The organism is Mycolicibacterium sp. XJ879 (genome assembly GCF_053483935.1).
On sequence record NZ_JBEFTH010000007.1, the window covers coordinates 80,831 to 96,180 of the forward strand.

A 15,350-nucleotide genomic window follows, 5' to 3' on the forward strand; every position below is an offset into this window, starting at 1 on the left:
GATGTGCCGGGTGTTCGGGCACCAGCCGACGTTTGTCGCCGAAGGCAAGACCATGCGGTGGTCGTGTGAGCGGTGCGGAGAAGCGGCCGGCGCCAAGCAATATCGGACCGCCGCTGATGCGAAACGCTATGCCGCGGCGTTCAACAAGCGTGACGCCGACGACCTGGGCAAGCGCGCACCGTTGATCGGGCTGTTGCCGTTGCGGCTGTGGCGCCGGTTCCGGCGCGGGTGATCAGCTCTTGGCGAGCGTGAACTGGCAGATGTCGGTGTAGCCCTCGCGGAACAGATCCGCACAACCGGTCAGGTACTTCATGTACCGGTCGTAGACCTCTTCGGACTGGATCGCGATGGCCTCGTCCTTGTGGGCTTCGAGCGCCCCGGCCCAGATATCGAGGGTGCGGGCGTAGTGCAGGCGCAGCCGATGAGCGCGCGTGAGTTCGAAGCCGGCCTTTGCGGCGTGCTCCTCGACGACGTTCGGCTTCGGCAGGTCACCGCCGGGGAAGATCTCGTCCATGATGAACTTCGAGAACCGCAGCAGCTTCATCGTCAACGGCAGCCCGCTCTCGGCGAACTCCTCGTCGCTCGGCTTGATGATGGTGTGCAACAACATCACACCGTCCTGAGGCAGCACCGAATAGGCCATGTTGAAGAAGTCGTCGTATCGGTCGCGACCGAAATGCTCGAACGCGCCGATGGACACGATCCGGTCAACTGGCTCGTCGAACTGCTCCCAGCCGCGCAGCAGCACCCGCTTGCTTCGCGGGCTCGACGATTGCGCGAACAACTTCTCGACGTGGGCCTTCTGGTTCTCGCTCAGGGTCAGGCCGATGACGTTGACGTCGTAGCGTTCCAACGCCCGGTTCAACGTCGCACCCCAACCGCAGCCGATGTCGAGCAGCGTCATCCCCGGCTGCAGGCCCAGCTTGCCCAGCGATAGGTCGATCTTGGCGAGCTGCGCTTCTTCCAGCGTCATATCGTCACGCTCGAAGTAAGCACAGCTGTACGTCTGCGTCGGATCGAGGAAGAGCCGGAAGAAGTCGTCAGAGAGGTCGTAGTGCGACTGCACATCCTCGAAGTGGGGCTTTAGGCCCCCCGCGTTATTCGTGGTTTCTGGCAAAACTCAACCCTCTGCACATCAGCTTGTTTGATCCGTAAGGCTTCGCATCTGCAGGCGAGCGCCGCCCCGTCATCAGCGCAGTCTACGCGCAGTGTCCGGGTATACCGAACACGCTTGGGACGCGGCTGTGCGACGCCGGCGGCGAGACGGCCAGCGAAGGCCGGTGACGTGCGCGGACGGCATTGTTCGCGGGTGTCCCACTCCGGTACCCGGGCCACAGGTAAGGATGAGGGCATGAACACCCAGGATGCCGGCGAGATGCTGCGGCGACTCGAGGCCGATCCGGACGCCACGGGTCGCTACGGACAGCCCTACGAAACGAGAGACGGAGCAACGGTGATCCCCGTGACCAAGCCGGTCGGTGTCTTCGTCATCAAGGACGGCCGCGTGCGGTGGAAACCCGCAGTCGACACCACCCGCATCGCGCTGATGGGCATCCTGGTCGGCCTGGTATCGGCGGTGTTCGCCGGGGTGACGATGGTGCGTCGGCCACCCTGGCCGGATCTGTACGGCGACATCGCGCAGTTGCGCTAGCCGAAGTTTGGCCGCGCGGGCCAAGGGTACGAGCGTGCCCATGACCACTGACCGCGGACCGAAGCCGGACGGCGGAGAATACGACCCGGACCAGGACCCCGATGCCGACCCGGAAATGTTGCAGTCCCAGCAGCACCAGCCCGATCAGGCCGAAGGCGCTGACGATCCGTCGGAAACCGGGCAAGGTGGGTAGCAACGACGGTGAGGAGATCCACATATGGACGGTTCGGTGACGGTATCGATGGCGGCGCCGGCGGAGCGTATCTGGGACCTGATCGCGGACGTGCGCAACACCGGCAAGTTCTCACCTGAGGTGATAGAGGCCGAATGGCTCGACGGTGCCACCGGACCGGCGCTGGGAGCGCGGTTCCGCGGGCACGTCAAACGCAACGAAATCGGGCCGGTGTACTGGACGACGTGCGAGGTCACCGCCTGCGAGCCGGGCCGCGAGTTCGGCTTCGCGGTGCTGCTCGGCGATAAACCGGTCAACAACTGGCACTACCGGCTCACCCCAGCCGACAGCGGCACCGACGTCACCGAGTCGTTCCGACTCAGCGAATCCTTGCCGACGAAATTGTTCTCGGTCTTCGGCGGCCAGCTGCGACGTCGACGCAACATCCGCGATATGCGCAAGACGCTGGAACGCATCAAGGCTGTGGTCGAGGAACTGGCCAGCACCTAGGCGCAACTGACCTAACGGATGACGAAGTCGGTCGGAACCGGTTCGCGGGTCCAGGTCCAGTAGTCGACCAGGCGCCACGGCGACAGCGTGTGCACCTCGCCGTAGCTGTTCTTGAAATACGAGTGCTTGATCGTGGGCTGTGACCAGACCATCCCGCGCATCTCGGCCTGGCTGCGTTGGTGCCAGTCGGTCGTCTTCTCTTGTGTTGGCTCCATCGTCCTGTGGCCGCCGGCGATCAGCAGTTCCAAACACTGTGTGATGTAGCGCATCTGGCATTCCGAGTGGAAGATGAGGCTGCCGCCGCTGGCCAACCAGGTACCGGGGCCGTTCATGCAGAAGAAGTTCGGGTAGCCGGGAATGGTGATACCCAGATAGGCCGACGGCCGCTCACCCCAGCGCTCGCTGAGCACTTCGCCGCCACGGCCCCGAATGGCCATAGGCCACAACAGCTTGGTGTGTGCGAATCCGGTGGCGTAGATGATGACGTCGGTCGGATACCGGGCGCCGTCCTCGGTGACGACGGCGTCTGGTTCGATGTGGTCGATCCCGGTTCGGACGAGGTCGACGTTCTCGCGCGTCAGGGTCTTCAGCCAGCTGCCGTTGTCCTGCAACGTGCGCTTGCCGGTCGCCGGATAGTCGGGCAGCACCTTGGCCAGCAACTCGGCGTCATCGCCGACCTGGCTCCTGATCCACTCGGTGAACATGATGCGGGCGCCCTCGCTGACCTCGTTGACCGCCTTCTGCTGGTCCGGGTAATTCGGGTCGACGCGCGCCACGTCGAACCCCTTGTCGCACCACGGCCAGAACAGCAGGAAGCGATACCACCGGCCGTAGAAGGGAAGGTGTCGCAGCGCCCATTGCACGCCGGGGCCGACCTTGTCGTGGTAACCCATATTCGGGAACATCCACTGCGCCGTGCGTTGAAAGACGGTGAGGTGACCGACATCCGGTGCGATCGTCGGCGCAATCTGAAAGCCGCTGGCCCCCGCGCCGATCATCGTGACCCGCTTGCCGCGAAGGTCAACGGTGTGGTCCCACGCGCTGGAGTGGAAACTCGGGCCGGCGAACTCCTGCGCTCCGTCGATCGTCGGAATGTGTGGCCGGTCGAGCTGCCCCACCGCCGTGATCACCGCGCGCGCCGACAGTTCGGTTGGCCGTCCGCTGCGGTCGCGGGCGCGAACCGTCCACGTGGCGGTGTCGTCGTCCCAGGCTGCCTCGGTGACCTCGGTCTCCCACAGCACGTGGCGACGGATGTCGTGCTTATCCATCACGCGTTCGAAATAGGCTTGCAGCTCGGGCTGTTCGGCGAAGAAATGGGTCCATTGATCGGTCGGCTCGAAGCTGTAGCAGTAGAAGTGGTTGGGCACGTCCACGCGCGCGCCCGGGTAGGTGTTCTGATACCACGTGCCGCCGACGCCGGCGTTCTTCTCGACGATGGTGAACGGGATGCCCGCCTGTTTGAGCCGGATCCCCGCCAGCAGGCCTGATTCGCCGCAGCCGATGACCACGACCGGGAAGTCGGCGGCGTCGCCCTTAACGGCGGAGCGGGCGGCCCGGCTATCTCTGCCGTCGAGCTCCATCTCCTCGAGCAGCATCGGCACGTACTCGTCGGGCACCGGCTCACAGACCAGCCACTGCATCATCTCGTGGAGCAGGTCCGCGCCGATCGGCTCGGGTTCCGGGCAGCCGCGGTCGCGGTAGTCGGCGATGACCTCCAGCGCGATCTTGCGCGCCGCTGCCTTGTCCTCCTCGGACATGTAGCCCTGCACCTCGTTGAGGAACAGGCCGGCGGGTTTGAGCTCGCCGCGGATCAGGCTCGGGTCACCGGACATATGCACGCACGACAGCAGCAGCGTCGGAATGCTGACGTCGAGCAGCGCCTCGGCGATCTCCTCGTCCGTCGTCGTAAACGGTTGTCCGGCATGTGGGTTTCGCACCTCCCCTTTCTAGCGTGAGCAGATGCAGAAACGTGTCGAATGCCGCGCTTTCGCACGCTTCTGCGTTTGCTCGCCAAACGGAGGTTAGGCTCGGGAAGGTGGGAATCGTGACCCGGGTGAACGGTACCGCTCCGCCCGACATACCGCTGGCTGACATCGACCTGGGCACCTGGGAGTTCTGGGGCCGCGACGACGATATCCGCGACGGGGCGTTCACCACGCTGCGCCGCGAGGCGCCGGTGTCCTTCCACTCGGCCTACATCGAGGACGCTGAGAACGAAGTCGCCGGTCACTGGGCCCTCACCCGCTACGACGACGTGTTCTACGCGAGCCGCCACCCCGAGATCTTCAGCTCGGCGCTGGGCATCACGATCGGTGACCAGAACCCGGAGCTCAACGAATATTTCGGCTCGATGATCGCGATGGACGATCCGCGGCACACCAGGCTGCGCAACATCGTGCGCAGCGCGTTCACGCCGCGCGTGCTGGCGATGGTCGAGGACTCAGTGCGCGAGCGGGCGCGACGGCTGGTCGAGGATATGGTGTCCGCCCACCCCGACGGCAAGGGCGAGCTGGTCGCCGAACTGGCCGGACCCCTGCCGCTGCAGATCATTTGCGACATGATGGGCATCCCCGAGCAGGACCACCAGCAGATCTTCCACTGGACCAACGTCATCCTCGGGTTCGGCGACCCCGATATCGCCACCGACTTCGACGAGTTCGCCCGCGTCGCGATGGATATCGGCGCGTACGCGAAAGCGCTGGCCGACGACCGGCGGGCCCGGCCCGGCGAGGACCTCACCACCAGCCTGGTGCAGGCCGAACTCGACGGCGAGGGGCTGACCTCCGCTGAGATCGCGTCGTTTTTCATCCTGCTGGTCGTCGCGGGCAATGAGACCACCCGCAACGCCATCAGCCACGGGGTGCTTGCGCTGAGCCGTTACCCCGACCAGCGCGACCTGTGGTGGCGCAACTACCACGAGGTGGCGCCGACGGCCGTCGAGGAGATCGTGCGGTGGGCGTCGCCAGTGGCGTACATGCGCCGCACCGCCACGTGCGACACCGAGGTGCGCGGTGTGCAGATCGCCGCAGGCGACAAGGTCACCCTCTGGTACGGGTCGGCCAACCGCGACGAGACGAAGTTCGCCGACCCGTGGCGCTTCGACGTGCAGCGACATCCCAACCCGCACGTCGGCTTCGGCGGCGGCGGTGCCCACTTCTGCCTCGGGGCCAACCTCGCCCGCCGCGAGATCACGGTCGCCTTCGAGGAACTGCACGCCCGGCTACCCGACATCACCGCCACCGAGGAACCCGACCGGCTGCACTCGGCGTTCATCCACGGCATCAAACGGCTACCGGTGTCCTGGACTCCCCCGCGCTGACGAGTGCGTGAGAACCTGTGTCGTCGTCCGCGCTGCGGGTAACCCACACAACATGCAATCGGAACACTTTCGCTCGCTGCTGGACTCGAAGGGTCCCTTTGGATCGGTGTACTTCGAGGACTCCCACAACACCGAGGACGCCGCGGCACAGACCGACCTGAAATGGCGTGCGCTGCGCGGACAGCTCGAGGAGCAGGGCGCCGAACCCGCGCTCACCGAACAAATCGAACGGGCCATCCGCGAGGCCGCTCCCCCGGTTGGGCGCAGCGGTCGAGCGGTGGTCGCCACCGTCGACGGCGTACTGGTCAACGAACCGCTCATTCGGCCGGCCGGCCCCGAGGTGCGGGTGTCGGCGCTGCCCTACATCGTGCCCGTCGTCGCACACGGCGTGGACCGGTCGAGGTATGTGGTCGCGATCGTCGACCACCAGGGCGGCGATATCACGCTGTATCGGGCCCACACCGCCGACGCTGAGACCGTCGACGGCGCCGGATACCCCGCGCACCAGGCGTCGGGAGCCGATACCCCCGGCTACGCCGACGCCCAACGTGCCGCCGACGCGGCCCGCGACCAGAATGTACGCACCGTGGCCAACCGCCTCGTCGAAATCGTCGACGACGCCGCACCCGAGATCGTGTTCGTCGTCGGCGAGGTCAGCTCACGGGCTGACCTGGTCGCCGACCTGCCCGAGCGGGTCGCGTCGCGTGTCGTGGAGCTGTCCGTCGGCGCCAGGGACAGCGGATTCGAGGACGCCGAGTTGCACAACGCCATCGACGAGGAGTATCAACGCCGCCGGCTCGCCGCGATCGACCATGCCGCACAGCAGTTTCAGGCCGCCATCGGCAACGACTCCGGGCTGGCCACCGAAGGGCTTGACGGGGTGACCGCCGCGCTGCGCGCCGGTGCGGTCGAGACGCTGATCATCGGTGACGTCGGCGACGCGACCGTGGTCGCCGGGGACGACCTCGCCACCGTCGCGCCGAATCCGAACGTGCTCTCGGAGTTGGGGACGGCGCCGACGCAGACCTTGCGCGCCGACGAGGCCCTGCCCATGGCCGCCGTCGCCACGGGCGCCAAGCTGATCCGCACCGACGAGCGCATCGAGCCGGCCGACGGTATCGCCGCGGTGCTGCGCTACGCGCTGCCCTGACCTACCGCGCGCCGACGATGTTGGCGAGCGCGGCGATAGGGGTGTCGTCGAGATGCTGGCAGAGATTCAACGCGTTGTCGAAAACCCGTGCTGCACCGGCGCTTTCCAGCTCGGCTTGCGACACTCCCCCGCTGAGCAGCGCAACGGTCTGCACGCCGGCACGTTGGCAGGCCACGACGTCCCACACCGCGTCGCCGACGAAGACGGCGTGCGCGGCGGGCACCCCGGCCCGGTCCAGCGCCACCTCGATCAGATCGGGCTGGGGTTTGGCCGTCTCCACGTCGGCCGACGACGTCACCGCCGACACCAGGTGGTCGCTGTCGAGCACCTCACGCAGGATGGACAGTTCGTCCTCGGGTGCCGAGGTCGCCAGCACGACCTGCAGGTCCAGCTTGACGACCGCTTCCAGCAGTTCACGGGCGCCCGGCAGCGGCCGTAGCTCCGGCGTCATCTCCTTGTAGTAGCGCGAATGCAGGTCCTTGACGCGTTCGACGCTGTCCTCGTCGGCGCCGTCTGTCAGCGTGCGGACCAATGTGGTGCCGTCCATCCCGATCGAGCGGTGGATGCGCCACGCTTCGACGGGGCGGCCGACCTCATCGAACGCCCGGTACCACGCGTGGACATGCAGATAGTTCGAATCGACGAGCGTGCCGTCGATGTCGAACAACACGGCAGGCGGGGTGTTGGGGCTACTGCTCACGACGATCGGAGGTCTTCGACCTCGGATCGAGCTTGTCGGCGTGTTCGCGACGGGCGTCGAGATCGTGACGCGACGTGGACGCCGCATCACGGCGCGTCGCCGCGGTGTCGGCCAGCCTGGCGGCCTCAGCGGCCTTCGCCTCGGCGTCGGCCTGGGCGGCGCGGGCTTTGGCCTCGGTTTCTTGGGCCAGTGCCTCCCGCTTTTGCACCCGGTGTGAATCGTGGTCCACCTCTTCGCGGATGCGCTCGGCTTCAACATGGCGCTTACGGTTGCGCCCCTGCACTGCAACGTAGGCCAGAATTGCGATCGCGATGATCGCCACCACGGCCACGATGACCCATACGACGGTGTTGTCCATCTCGGCTCCTTCGTTCGGTCGGGCCGCAGCGACTGACGGACCCGCTAATAAGACGGGGTGCCCGTGCCGGCGAGGGCTAAACCGGGTGCACGCGAAGTGGGAGGTCAGCGCCCTACTGCTGGACGATCAGCGTGCCCGTCATCGACGGGTGGTACACGCAGTAGATGTCGTACTCGCCGGGGTCCGTCGGTGCCGTCAATGTGACCTGCTGACCACCGTCGACGTGCACATCGAACGTCTCCGAGGTCACCGAGTGCTCGGCGGAGTCCTCGTTGATCACGGTGATCTGTTCACCGGGAGCGACGGTGACCGGATCCCCGAAGCTCATGTCGGCGATGGTGATCGTCGGGCCCGACGCGGGAGCGCTGGTGGCGGGCGGGGCGGTCGCGGTGGCCGTCCCGGTGGCATCTTGTTCGGTGGTGGCCGACTGGGTGCAGCCCACGGCGAGCGCGGCGATCGCACACAGGGCGGTGCAGAACAACAAGACCTTTCTCATCGTGTCCCCTTACGTTGTGTTCCACCCGGGACACGAGCAGCGGACCGGTCGGGTTCGCTACAGCGTCGCGGTGAACGGACCCGTCGGTTGGCACGCCGGTTGTGGCGGGTTCCCGACGTTGGCGCACCCCCGCCCTGTCGATATGTACGTCGCACCGGGCTGATACGGGGCGTAGTAGACCTGCGCGACCAGCGGTCCGTTGTTGCTCGCGCACTGACGGGGCCCCGACGCGCCCTCCAACTGCACACACGCGACCGTGGAGAACACTTGTGCGCGGTCGCACGCGGCCGGCTTCAGCGTTGCGGTCACCATGGGGGTTCCGGACACGTCGACGACGTGGGGCGCCGAGAGCGTGTAGTCGCACGGCGACGTCTGCGGTTCCGCACCGGCGACACCCCCGCCGGTCGCGAGGAGGAGGGTGGCGGAGGCGACGCCGACCGTCAACGGCCTGAGCATGTGTGGATCGTAGATCACCTTCGTCGAGTGAGCAGACATAAAAGGTGGTCTTGGACGGGGTTTTCGCCCCCTTCTGTGTCTGCTCGCGGTCCATGGGCTAGAGGTAGCGGGCAAACCAGTCCTGCACCCGCTGCCAGGCGTCGGTCGCCGCGGCGGCGTTGTAGCGCTGGCCGGTGTCGTTGAAGAACGCGTGGTTGGCGTCGGGTTCGGTGACGAGCTCGAACACCAGGCCCGCCTGCTCCAGCGCCGCGCGCGCGACCGGTTCGGTGGCGTTGACGCGCTGATCCTGGGCTGCGTAGATCCCGAGCACCGCAACGTCTTTGGACCCGGAGAAGTCGGGGTCCTCCGGTGTCGGGCCGTAGAACGGCACGGCCGCCGCCAGCCGCGGTGCGCCGGCGTCCAACAGCCGCCACACCATCGCCCCGCCCATGCAGAACCCGACCGCCGCGATCTTTCGATCCGGAACGCGGCGCACCAGCTCGTCGACCCCGGAGCGCAGGTCGGCGACCGCGTCCTCGGGCGGAATTTCGCCGAGGGCCGCGGTGGCCCGCGCGGGATCGGCGAAGGTGCCCGTGCCGCCCCGCGCCGAGAGCAGGTCGATCGCCAGCGCGGAGTAGCCGATGCCCGCGAACCGGCCCGCCACCGACCGGATGTGGTCGGTGAGCCCCTTGTTCTCGTGGATGACCAGCACGGCGCCGCGGGCGTCGGGCGCCTGCGCCCATGCCCCCTGCAGCTCACCGCGGGGCCCGGGCCAGGTGATCGCCGTAGTGTCGACCGCGGTCTGCGAACCCGGCGGTGCGCCCGCCGTCGCGGGCTCGCTCGAGGTGACCGGGGCCTGCCCCTCGGGCTGGCGGTTATCGCTGCAGCCGGTGATCAAGGCCGTCGCCGCGGCCGCGCCGACGCCGAGCAGCGCGAGCCTGCGCAGCGCCTCACGTCTGGACAACAGCCCGTCGACATGGTCGATGGCGATTTCCTCGGCGATGTAGCGCTGCAGCGGCGTCATCTTCGTCAGTATGCCCCGGACGACCGGTAGTGCCAGGTCATCGCCTAAAATAGACAGATATGCAAATCTGTTCACCCATTTCATTGACACCGCCATCGGCGGGCTGTTCTATGACGGGGTGAGCTACGACACGATCATCGAAAACGGCCGCTGGTTCGACGGCACCGGCGCACCGTCCGCGGTGAGAAACATCGGCATCCGAGACGGCCACATCGCCGCGATCAGCGCAGCGGACCTCGACCCGACCGGCTGCCCCGACGTCATCGACGCATCGGGTAAATGGGTGCTGCCCGGCATGCTCGATATCCACACCCACTACGACGTCGAGGTGCTCGACGGCCCGGCGCTGGCCGAATCGTTGCGCCACGGGGTAACCACGGTGATGCTCGGCTCCTGCTCGCTGTCCACGGTGCATGTCGACGGTACCGACGCCGGCGACATCTTCGGTCGGGTCGAGGCGATCCCGCGCGATCACGTCATCGACGCCGTGGACCGCAACAAGACGTGGACCGACTGCGAGCAGTACATCGCAGCGTTGGAGGCTCGGCCGCTGGGCCCCAACGTCGCTGCCTTCATCGGGCACTCCGATATGCGGGCGGCCACCATGGGCCTGGACCGCGCGACTCGCAAGGACGCGCGTCCCACCCGCAGCGAGCAGGCCCAGCTGGAGCGGTGGCTCTCGGCGGCGCTGAAGGCCGGCTTTGTCGGAATGTCTTCGCAGCAACTGCTTTTCGACAAGCTCGACGGTGACGTGTGCCGGTCGCGCACGCTGCCGTCCACCTACGCCAAGCCCCGCGAGCTGCGCAGGCTCAAGGCGTTGCTGCGGCGCACCGGCCGAGTGCTGCAGTCGGGCCCTGACATTCAGAACCCGCTGAACCTACTTTCCCAGCTGGCGCAGTCGCTGGGCTTGGTTCGCAACCCGCTCAAGACCAGCCTGCTTTCGGCGGCCGACGTGAAGTCCAATCCGTACAGCATCCATGCCCTGGGCCCGGGCGCCCGGTTGGTCAACAAGCTCGGCGGAAACTTCCGCTGGCAGCATCTGCCGGTGCCGTTCGAGGTCTACGCCGACGGCATCGACCTGGTGGTCTTCGAGGAGTTCGGCGCCGGTGCCGCCGCGCTGCACCTGCGCGACGAGGTCGAGCGCAACGAACTGATGCGCGACGAGGCCTACCGCCGCCGGTTCCGCAAGGAGTACGAGAGCAAACTCGGTATCCGGGTCTGGCAGCGCGACTTCTTCGACGCCGAGATCGTGGCATGTCCGGACACGTCGATCGTCGGCAAGTCGTTCGGTCAGGTCGGCAAGGAGCGCGGCGGACTGCACCCCGTCGACGCGTTCCTGGACCTGGTGCTCGAACACGGTCGGGCGCTGCGCTGGCGCACCACGATCTCCAACCACCGGCCCGACGTGCTCAAGAAGTTGGCGCGCGACACCGGTATCCAGATGGGCTTCTCCGACGCCGGTGCGCACCTGCGCAACATGGCCTTCTACAACATGGGCCTGCGGTTTTTGCGCCATGTGCGCGACGCCGAGCGCGCAGGTAAGCCGTTTCTGAGCGTCGAGCAGGCCGTGCACCGGCTGACCGGTGAACTGGCCGACTGGTACCGCCTGGACGCCGGGCATCTACGCATCGGCGACCGGGCCGATCTGGTGGTCATCGACCCCGAGCACCTGGACGACTCGCTGGACTCCTACGCCGAGGAGGTCGTCGAGCAGTACGGGGGTTTGTCGCGCATGGTCAACCGCAACGACGACACCGTGACCGCCGTCTACGTCGGCGGCAGAGCGGTCTTCGTCGGCGGCCAACCGACCGATGTCGTCGGCCGGCAGCGCACCGGACGGTTTCTGCGCGCAGCGCACAAGGCGCCCGCGATCTCCGCACAGGAAGGCGAATTAGCCAGTGTCAGTTGAAGATACGGTCTTGGGGATGTGGAAGGCGTTGTCCGCGCGCAACTGGGAGGAGCTCAAGACGTTCCTGTCCGACGACTGCATCTACCTCGACGTGCCCGTCGGCCCGACCGCGGCCGCCCGTGGGCCCGAGGACATCGTCAAGCGGCTCAAGATCGGCTTGGAGCCGTTGGCGTCCTACGAGAACTTCAGTGGGCTGTTGGTCGACAACGGCGTCGACGCGATGTACGAGCACAGCGAGGAATGGCACTGGCCAACAGGCGAATCGGCGGTGCTGAAGTTCGTTTCGGTGCACAAGGTTCAGAATGGCAAGGTCACGTTGTGGAAGGACTACTGGGACATGGGCGCGCTGGCCAACAACGCCCCGCCGACCTGGATGGAGGACTTCGCGAACGCCGACATGAGTTGGGTGTTCGACGCCACCGGCCTGGTGTGACGGTGCGGCGCCGGTTTGAGGTCGGCGACAGGCGGTAAACCCTTCAGATCGGCGAGGCTCGGCTGAAGGAGACGTGACGTGCATACGCGTGCGGCACTGTCCGCGTTCGTCGGACGCGTGAGACGCGCGCTGGCGCGGCGCAGCTTCGACCGCGACAACGTGCTGATGCTCGGCAAGTCAGTGCTGGCGGCGACGGTGGCCTGGCTGCTGGCTTCGCAGGTGTTCGGCGCGAGCCACGCCACGTTCGCGCCGTTCTCGGCGGTGCTGCTCATGCAGATCACCATCGCCGACTCGGTGCAGATGGCGATGCACTACACCGGCGCGGTGATCGTCGGCGTCTGCCTCACCGGGGCGATCGTGCTGCCGTGGGGCGCACAGCCGTGGCTGTTCCCGGTCATCCTGGCAATCGCGCTGACCATCGGACGCTGGCGACGGCTCGGGAGCCAGGGCATCAACGTCACGGTCGCCGCGATCTTCGCCTACGGCGCGTTCGCCATGCCCGAACCCGGGGTGTCGCCGCCGTCTCAGCTCCCCGAGATCGTGGGCATGGTGCTGCTCGGCGCCTCGGTCGCGTTAGCCGTGAACCTGCTGGTGGCACCCCCGTTGCGGTACCGCAGCGCCGGGTATGCCGTCCAATCGTTCAACGATTCGTTGTCAGACTTGCTGACCGACATGGCCGATGGGCTGAAAGACGGGACGCCCGACGCGGATGCCGCACGCCATTGGCGACAACACGCCGACGGCCTCGCACGCCTGACCCCGCAGGCGCGTCACACCGTGGACCATGCCGATCAGACCTCGCGGTTCAACCCCCGCCGGCTGCTGGTCCACGACCACCGCAGCTTCGACGGTTACCGCGTGACGATTCAGGCGGCGGACCGCATCACCGCTCAGGTGCGGTCGGTGATCACCGGGTTGATCCGGATCGGCGAACGCGACGACGACGAACAGCAACCGCACCACGACGCGTTTCTGCGCCACTACGCGACCGTGCTGTCCGCGGTGCGCGACGCCGTCTCCGCGATGGGTGGCATTCACTCCGTCGACGACCTCACCAACGGCGAACCAGTGGGCGAGGCGGTCCAGACCTGCACGGCGGCAGTGCAAAAACTCGCATCGCAGGCACAAGGTAAACCGCTCGATCAGCCGACCCAGTGGTCGGTGTACGGCGGTCTGTACGCCGATGCGCAGCGGCTGTGTGACGAGGTGGGATGGGCGCGCGACGGGCTCAACGAGGTGGCCGACGCCGTGCGCAGACGCGTGCGGACCGCCCGCTGAACTCACACGCTCCAGGCCAGCCGGAACTTCTCGGCGAGTTCATCGGGCTTCATGTCGCCATAGGTGTACTGCTCGTAGCGCCGTACCGCCACGGTGGCGTCCACGGCCGCGTCGCCGAGAATTCCGCGCAGCAGCGACGAGTTGTCCAGCCGGTCGAGCGCATCGGACTGGTCGGACGTCAACAGCGCGATACCGGCCTGTGCGCGAGCCGCATCCGTCATGGTGGCCGGGCCGACGGTGATCTCCTCCCCCGGCGATAGCTTGCGCTCGATACCGTCGAGCGCCATGCCCAGGATGGCAGCCGTCGCGAGATACGGGTTGGCCGACGGGTCGATCACCTTCACCTCGACATTGGCGCCGCCCGGGTTGCTCGGCCCGCCGGATACGAAACGTACTGCGGCCTCCCGGTTCTCGGTGCCCTAGCAAAGATACGCACCTGACCAAAGCCCCGGCTTGAGCCGCATCGTCGACAGCACCGAACCGCACAGCACGCCCTGGGCCTCCGGCAGGCCGGCGATCAGCCCGGCTATCGCGGCTTGGCCATCGGCTGTTATCGACGCGGCACCATCGCCGTTATCCCCGGGAAACAGGGGCATTTCCCCGCGGGTCAGCGAAAGGTGTTGATGCGAACCGGATCCCACGCTGTCGGCGAACGGCACCGGTGACAGGCTGACCCGCATCCCGTGTTGGCGAGCGACCCGGCCGATGATGATGCGCATCAGCACCAGTTGGTCGGCAGCGGCCACCGGTGGCGCCGGAGACAGCGATATCTCGAACTGGTTGCGCCCGTACTCGGGGTGGAACTGCTCGATCCAAACACCCGAGGCGGCAGCGGCGTTGGTGACATCGCGGACGAAGCCTTCGAACTCCAGTACGCCGGCAAGCCCGTATTGGGCCCACAGCTGCGACGGTAGCGCGCCGCCGTCCGGTGCGACGAGCACGAACTCCATCTCGTGCCCGACGGCCGCGTCGATGCCCGCATCGGCCAGCCGATCGGCCACCCTGCGCAGCGTGCCGCGGCTGCAGTAGGGATCCGGTGAGCCGTCCTGGTTGAAGAACGCACTCGGAGCCCAGGCCAACCCGTCGCCGAGGATGCGAAGGGCGCCCAGATCGATGCGTATCCGCTGATCGCCCACCACGCCGATCGCGTCCCCGAAGACGATGCCGGTCTGATCGATGGCGAACACATGCCAGACCGGGCTGGCGCCCAGGCCGGGCTCGGCGAACGAGCCCATCCGGCGCAGCGGCACGGTCTTGGCGAGCGTGAGCCCGGCGGGGTTGACGACCGTACCGATCAGCGTGGTGACGCCGTCGGCCTCGAGTTGGGCGATCGCCGCGGCGGCGAGCGGTTCGGCGGTCCGCGATGTCATGCGGTAATTGTGCGGGCTCGCGGGGTTCGTTACAGCGTGATCTTGCAGCTTTGGCCGATGTCGAGGGTGCGCAGCATCCGGCCCATGCCCAACCACATCGCGCACGACAGGGCCAGGTCGGTGAGCAGTTCGTCGTCGAAGTGCTCACGGCAGCGGGCCCAGAAGTCCTCGTCGTCACGCAGGGCGGTGTGGTCGGAGGCGAACCGTTCGGCGAACTCCGCGGCGACGCGCTCCTGGCCGCTGTAGCCCGGCCACGTCCGCCATTGCGCGGCATGATCGTAAAGATCCTCGTCGACGCCGGCCGCGATACCTGCCGAGTCGCGGGTGTTCTGGCACACCACGCACTCGTTGTCCAGCGCGATGACCATCCTGGCCAGCTCACGGACCCGCATCGGAAGCCGGTTCTTGGTGTAGACCGCGTTGGTGAAACCGGCCATCGCGACGCCGATGTCGGGCGACTTGACCACCCAGGCGGCCGCGTCGTCATCGGCGAACTCCCCTATACGGCTCATGGCCGAGATCGTACGCGCGGCGCCGCGCCGGTG

At 67.1% G+C, this 15,350-nt stretch carries 17 protein-coding genes and 1 pseudogene; 9 read left to right on the top strand and 9 right to left on the bottom strand.

What is annotated here, in order from left to right; translation table 11 throughout:
• The first annotated feature begins 1 nt into the window (after position 1).
• On the top strand, positions 2-232 hold the full coding sequence (locus tag ABQF13_RS16865; protein WP_448394080.1) for a DUF1660 family phage protein: 231 nt from the start codon (positions 2-4) through the stop codon (positions 230-232).
• Here ABQF13_RS16865 and ABQF13_RS16870 read toward each other — a convergent pair whose 3' ends face one another.
• A complete protein-coding gene (locus ABQF13_RS16870; protein WP_448393918.1) occupies positions 233-1,117 on the bottom strand; it encodes a cyclopropane mycolic acid synthase family methyltransferase in 885 nt (294 codons plus the stop codon).
• Positions 1,118-1,351: 234 nt separating this feature from the next.
• Between ABQF13_RS16870 and ABQF13_RS16875 the strand changes: the two genes are divergently transcribed.
• Genes ABQF13_RS16875 through ABQF13_RS16885 form a run of 3 tightly spaced genes read left to right on the top strand, consistent with a single transcriptional unit; the run spans position 1,352 to position 2,333 of the window.
• On the top strand, positions 1,352-1,651 hold the full coding sequence (locus ABQF13_RS16875) for a hypothetical protein (RefSeq protein WP_448393919.1): 300 nt from the start codon (positions 1,352-1,354) through the stop codon (positions 1,649-1,651).
• Between the two features lie 40 nt (positions 1,652-1,691).
• Complete coding sequence (locus ABQF13_RS16880; RefSeq protein WP_448393920.1) at positions 1,692-1,844, top strand: hypothetical protein; 153 nt, start codon at positions 1,692-1,694, stop codon at positions 1,842-1,844.
• Positions 1,845-1,868: 24 nt separating this feature from the next.
• Complete coding sequence (locus tag ABQF13_RS16885) at positions 1,869-2,333, top strand: SRPBCC family protein (protein ID WP_448393921.1); 465 nt, start codon at positions 1,869-1,871, stop codon at positions 2,331-2,333.
• A gap of 11 nt (positions 2,334-2,344) precedes the next feature.
• Here the strand turns inward: ABQF13_RS16885 and ABQF13_RS16890 are convergent, their stop codons facing one another.
• Positions 2,345-4,270, bottom strand: coding sequence for a flavin-containing monooxygenase (locus ABQF13_RS16890; protein ID WP_448393922.1), 1,926 nt, complete (start codon positions 4,268-4,270; stop codon positions 2,345-2,347).
• A gap of 98 nt (positions 4,271-4,368) precedes the next feature.
• Between ABQF13_RS16890 and ABQF13_RS16895 the strand changes: the two genes are divergently transcribed.
• Together ABQF13_RS16895 and ABQF13_RS16900 are read left to right on the top strand one after the other, a co-directional pair.
• Positions 4,369-5,652, top strand: coding sequence for a cytochrome P450 (locus ABQF13_RS16895; protein WP_448393923.1), 1,284 nt, complete (start codon positions 4,369-4,371; stop codon positions 5,650-5,652).
• Positions 5,653-5,704: 52 nt separating this feature from the next.
• A complete protein-coding gene (locus ABQF13_RS16900; RefSeq protein WP_448393924.1) occupies positions 5,705-6,802 on the top strand; it encodes an Rv2629 family ribosome hibernation factor in 1,098 nt (365 codons plus the stop codon).
• 1 nt (position 6,803) lies between these two features.
• Here ABQF13_RS16900 and ABQF13_RS16905 read toward each other — a convergent pair whose 3' ends face one another.
• The 5 genes from ABQF13_RS16905 to ABQF13_RS16925 all read right to left on the bottom strand — a co-directional run bounded on the left by ABQF13_RS16905 (position 6,804) and on the right by ABQF13_RS16925 (position 9,815).
• Positions 6,804-7,502: an HAD family hydrolase gene (locus ABQF13_RS16905; RefSeq protein WP_448393925.1), complete on the bottom strand. Its 699-nt coding sequence runs from the start codon at positions 7,500-7,502 to the stop codon at positions 6,804-6,806.
• Complete coding sequence (locus tag ABQF13_RS16910; protein WP_448393926.1) at positions 7,492-7,860, bottom strand: hypothetical protein; 369 nt, start codon at positions 7,858-7,860, stop codon at positions 7,492-7,494. The genes ABQF13_RS16905 and ABQF13_RS16910 overlap by 11 nt, the downstream gene beginning before the upstream one ends.
• A 112-nt stretch (positions 7,861-7,972) precedes the next feature.
• Positions 7,973-8,356, bottom strand: a complete 384-nt coding sequence (locus ABQF13_RS16915) for a cupredoxin domain-containing protein (RefSeq protein ID WP_448393927.1) — start codon at positions 8,354-8,356, stop codon at positions 7,973-7,975.
• A 57-nt stretch (positions 8,357-8,413) separates the two neighbouring features.
• Positions 8,414-8,812 (bottom strand): hypothetical protein, encoded by a 399-nt coding sequence (locus tag ABQF13_RS16920; protein ID WP_448393928.1) that lies wholly within the window; start codon positions 8,810-8,812, stop codon positions 8,414-8,416.
• A gap of 97 nt (positions 8,813-8,909) precedes the next feature.
• Positions 8,910-9,815: a dienelactone hydrolase family protein gene (locus ABQF13_RS16925; RefSeq protein ID WP_448393929.1), complete on the bottom strand. Its 906-nt coding sequence runs from the start codon at positions 9,813-9,815 to the stop codon at positions 8,910-8,912.
• 118 nt (positions 9,816-9,933) lie between these two features.
• On the opposite strand from ABQF13_RS16925, the gene ABQF13_RS16930 reads away from it, so the two are divergent.
• The 3 genes from ABQF13_RS16930 (at position 9,934) to ABQF13_RS16940 (ending at position 13,435) form a co-directional block, all read left to right on the top strand.
• Positions 9,934-11,724, top strand: a complete 1,791-nt coding sequence (locus ABQF13_RS16930; RefSeq protein WP_448393930.1) for an N-acyl-D-amino-acid deacylase family protein — start codon at positions 9,934-9,936, stop codon at positions 11,722-11,724.
• Between the two features lie 16 nt (positions 11,725-11,740).
• Positions 11,741-12,157, top strand: coding sequence for a nuclear transport factor 2 family protein (locus ABQF13_RS16935; protein WP_448393931.1), 417 nt, complete (start codon positions 11,741-11,743; stop codon positions 12,155-12,157).
• Positions 12,158-12,235: 78 nt separating this feature from the next.
• Positions 12,236-13,435: an FUSC family protein gene (locus ABQF13_RS16940; protein ID WP_448393932.1), complete on the top strand. Its 1,200-nt coding sequence runs from the start codon at positions 12,236-12,238 to the stop codon at positions 13,433-13,435.
• A 2-nt stretch (positions 13,436-13,437) separates the two neighbouring features.
• On the opposite strand, the pseudogene ABQF13_RS16945 reads toward ABQF13_RS16940, so the two are convergent.
• Both ABQF13_RS16945 and ABQF13_RS16950 read right to left on the bottom strand, forming a co-directional pair.
• Positions 13,438-14,805, bottom strand: a pseudogene (locus ABQF13_RS16945) (glutamine synthetase family protein).
• Between the two features lie 29 nt (positions 14,806-14,834).
• Entirely contained in the window at positions 14,835-15,317 is a 483-nt protein-coding gene (locus ABQF13_RS16950; RefSeq protein ID WP_448393933.1) for a carboxymuconolactone decarboxylase family protein, read from the bottom strand.
• Positions 15,318-15,350: the final 33 nt, after the last annotated feature.

Excerpts from the sequence above, each read along its gene's own strand:
- ABQF13_RS16885 (WP_448393921.1), top strand. The coding sequence starts at position 1,869 with ATGGACGGTTCGGTGACGGTATCGATGGCGGCGCCGGCGGAGCGTATC.
- ABQF13_RS16865 (WP_448394080.1), top strand. The coding sequence starts at position 2 with ATGTGCCGGGTGTTCGGGCACCAGCCGACGTTTGTCGCCGAAGGCAAG.
- ABQF13_RS16925 (WP_448393929.1), bottom strand. The coding sequence starts at position 9,815 with ATGACGCCGCTGCAGCGCTACATCGCCGAGGAAATCGCCATCGACCAT.
- ABQF13_RS16950 (WP_448393933.1), bottom strand. The coding sequence starts at position 15,317 with ATGAGCCGTATAGGGGAGTTCGCCGATGACGACGCGGCCGCCTGGGTG.
- ABQF13_RS16910 (WP_448393926.1), bottom strand. The coding sequence starts at position 7,860 with ATGGACAACACCGTCGTATGGGTCATCGTGGCCGTGGTGGCGATCATC.
- ABQF13_RS16875 (WP_448393919.1), top strand. The coding sequence starts at position 1,352 with ATGAACACCCAGGATGCCGGCGAGATGCTGCGGCGACTCGAGGCCGAT.
- ABQF13_RS16880 (WP_448393920.1), top strand. The coding sequence starts at position 1,692 with ATGACCACTGACCGCGGACCGAAGCCGGACGGCGGAGAATACGACCCG.
- ABQF13_RS16915 (WP_448393927.1), bottom strand. The coding sequence starts at position 8,356 with ATGAGAAAGGTCTTGTTGTTCTGCACCGCCCTGTGTGCGATCGCCGCG.
- ABQF13_RS16935 (WP_448393931.1), top strand. The coding sequence starts at position 11,741 with ATGTGGAAGGCGTTGTCCGCGCGCAACTGGGAGGAGCTCAAGACGTTC.
- ABQF13_RS16920 (WP_448393928.1), bottom strand. The coding sequence starts at position 8,812 with ATGCTCAGGCCGTTGACGGTCGGCGTCGCCTCCGCCACCCTCCTCCTC.
- ABQF13_RS16900 (WP_448393924.1), top strand. The coding sequence starts at position 5,705 with ATGCAATCGGAACACTTTCGCTCGCTGCTGGACTCGAAGGGTCCCTTT.